This window comes from Mesorhizobium sp., from assembly GCF_024509055.1.
In the GTDB taxonomy this organism is placed as follows: Bacteria; Pseudomonadota; Alphaproteobacteria; order Rhizobiales; family Rhizobiaceae; genus Mesorhizobium.
The window spans coordinates 1-2914 of record NZ_JANINM010000224.1 but is presented as its reverse complement, the minus strand read 5'-3'; the positions used below and the strand labels follow the sequence as shown (position 1 = coordinate 2914).

The following is a 2914-nucleotide window of genomic DNA, read 5'->3' as shown; positions in this document are numbered from 1 at the left end:
CGAACAGTTTTAGCACCTGGTCGTCGGACATCGGCTTCGGCGCGGCGACTGGAGCGGCCGAAGGCGCGCCCGCGGGAGCCTTGGCGGCCGGCGCCGCCTTGGTGCCGCCGGACGCGATCGCCGCCTCGACGTCAGCCCTGACGACACGGCCATGCGGACCGGAGCCGGTCAGCGCCGCGACATCGACGCCTGCATCCTTGGCGATGCGGCGCGCGAGCGGCGAGGCAAAGACGCGCTCGCCGCCTGCATGACCGTTGGCGACCGGCGCCGGCTCGGACTTGGCCGGCGCAGGAGCGGCGGCTGCCGCCGGCTTTGGCGCTTCCTTGGGCGTTTCAGCCTTTGGCGCGTCAGCCTTAGGCGCCTCGGCCTTCGACGTGTCGGCGCCGCTGCCCTTGGCGGCCGCGCCGGCATCCTCGCCTTCGCCGGCCAGGATGGCGATCAGCGCGTTGACCTTGACGCCTTCGGTGCCGGCCGGAACGACCAGCTTGGCGACAGTGCCTTCGTCGACGGCTTCGACTTCCATCGTCGCCTTGTCGGTCTCGATCTCGGCGATCACGTCACCGGGCGAAACCTTGTCGCCTTCCTTGACCAGCCACTTGGAAAGATTGCCCTCTTCCATTGTGGGCGACAGGGCCGGCATGGTGATGTTGATGGGCATCGCTCACTCCTGAATGAATTTGAACAGGCCCCGCATGACTGTCAGCGTGGCGACGATGAAAACCGGTGGCAGGAAGCCGAAATGGAAACTGCTTTTGCTCATTTCCAGGCTCATCATGCCGCCAGTCTGGTCGATCTGGGCGGAGCCGGTCGCGACGGTCGCGAGAACGAGCGAAGCGACGCCGCTGAGCATCAACAGGATCGCATCAAATTTGCCCGTCACCGAGCGCACGAGAAAAGCGACCGCGACGGTAGGTGCGATGACGGCGGCCAAGACCCAGAAGGATGGCATCGGCATCGCTCCCTACCGATAGGTAACGGCTTTGACTGCCTCGACGACCTCGCCGACATTGGGCAGCGCCAGCTTCTCCAGGTTCGCCGCATAAGGCATAGGCACGTCCTTGCCGGCGATGGTGATGACAGGCGCATCGAGGAAGTCGAAGGCGCGCTGCGAGACCTGGTTGGCGATGTGATCGCCGACAGAGCTCTGCGGGAAACCTTCTTCCACCACGACGAGACGATTGGTCTTCTTCACCGAGGCAATCACGGTGTCCAAATCGAGCGGGCGGATGGTCCTGAGATCGATGATCTCGGCATCGATGCCCATGCCGCGCAATTCGGCTTCCGCCTTGACGGCATAGGTCATGCCGATGCCGAAGGAGACGATGGTGACGTCCTTGCCCTGCTTGTGGATGCGCGCCTTGCCGATCGGCAGTACGAAATCGTCGAGCTTCGGCACGTCGAAGGACTGGCCGTAGAGGATTTCGTTTTCCAGGAAGATGACTGGATTCGGGTCACGGATCGCCGCCTTGAGCAGGCCCTTGGCGTCGGCCGCCGTATAAGGCATCACCACCTTCAGGCCGGGAATGTGGCTGTACCAGGCCGCATAGCACTGCGAGTGCTGGGCAGCGACGCGGGCGGCAGCGCCGTTCGGGCCGCGGAACACGATCGGCGCGCCCATCTGGCCGCCGGACATATAGAGTGTCTTGGCGGCGGAGTTGATGATCTGGTCGATCGCCTGCATGGCGAAGTTGAAGGTCATGAACTCGACGATCGGCTTCAGGCCGGCCATCGCCGCGCCGACGCCGACGCCGGCGAAGCCGTGCTCGGTGATCGGCGTGTCGACCACCCGGCGCGCACCGAACTCCTGCAGCAGGCCTTGCGTGATCTTGTAGGCGCCCTGGTATTCGGCGACTTCCTCGCCCATCACGAAGACATCGCCGTCGCGGCGCATCTCTTCCGCCATCGCGTCGCGCAGCGCCTCGCGCACAGTGGTCGAGACCATCTCGGTTCCGGCCGGAATATCCGGGTCGGCGGCGATTTCCGCCTTCGGCGCGGCGGCCACAGGCGCCGGCTTTGCGGCCGGTTCAGGCTGCGCCGCAGGCGTTTCGGCCTTCAGTGGGGCTTCAGCCTTGGCAGGCGCCGCCGTCTTGCCGGCATCGGCGGCGCTCTCGCCGTCTTGCAGCAGTACGGCGATCGGCGTGTTGACCTTCACGCCTTCCGTTCCGGCAGCGACCAGGATCTTGCCCAGCGTGCCTTCATCCACGGCTTCGACTTCCATCGTCGCCTTGTCGGTCTCGATCTCGGCGATGACGTCACCGGCGACGATCTTGTCGCCTTCGTTCTTCAGCCATTTCGAGAGATTGCCCTCTTCCATCGTCGGCGAGAGCGCGGGCATGAGAATTTCGATCGGCATGTCCTTGCCCTCTCCTTACAGTACGATGTCGGTCCAGAGCTCGGACGGATCCGGCTCCGCGTCGTGCTGGGCAAATTCGGCGGCGTCGGCGACGATGTCGCGGACTTCCTTGTCGATGGCCTTCAGCTCGTCCTCATCGGCCCACTTCTTCTCGATCAGCCGCGCCTTGACCTGCTCGATCGGATCGTGCTCGGAGCGCATCTTCTGCACTTCTTCCTTGGAACGATACTTCGCCGGATCGGACATCGAGTGTCCGCGATAGCGATAGGTCTGCATCTCCAGGATCAGCGGGCCGTTGCCGTCCCGGCACCATTCGGTGGCGAGGTCGCCGGCCGCCTTGACGGCGCGGACATCCATGCCGTCGACCTGAATGCCAGGAATCTTGAAGGACGCGCCGCGATGCGAGAAATCGGTCTCGGCGGAAGAGCGCGTCACGGACGTGCCCATGGCGTAGCGGTTGTTCTCGATGATGTAGATCACCGGCAGCTTCCACAGCGAGGCCATGTTGAAGCTTTCATAGACCTGGCCCTGGTTGGCCGCGCCGTCGCCGAAATAGGTCAG

At 64.5% G+C, this 2914-nt stretch carries 4 protein-coding genes; all 4 read right to left on the bottom strand.

Annotation, left to right across the window (positions count from 1 at the left end; translation table 11 throughout):
* Window positions 1-658: biotin/lipoyl-containing protein (locus tag Q0L57_RS10650; RefSeq protein ID WP_296742277.1), on the bottom strand; the 658-nt coding region annotated here is incomplete at its 3' end.
* Between the two features lie 3 nt (window positions 659-661).
* Window positions 662-931: a hypothetical protein gene (locus Q0L57_RS10645; protein ID WP_296742275.1), complete on the bottom strand. Its 270-nt coding sequence runs from the start codon at window positions 929-931 to the stop codon at window positions 662-664.
* A gap of 30 nt (window positions 932-961) precedes the next feature.
* Window positions 962-2353, bottom strand: coding sequence for a pyruvate dehydrogenase complex E1 component subunit beta (locus tag Q0L57_RS10640; protein WP_296742273.1), 1392 nt, complete (start codon window positions 2351-2353; stop codon window positions 962-964).
* Window positions 2354-2368: 15 nt separating this feature from the next.
* Window positions 2369-2914: thiamine pyrophosphate-dependent enzyme (locus Q0L57_RS10635; RefSeq protein WP_296742271.1), on the bottom strand; the 546-nt coding region annotated here is incomplete at its 5' end.

Excerpts from the sequence above, each read along its gene's own strand:
- Q0L57_RS10640 (WP_296742273.1), bottom strand. The coding sequence starts at position 2,353 with ATGCCGATCGAAATTCTCATGCCCGCGCTCTCGCCGACGATGGAAGAG.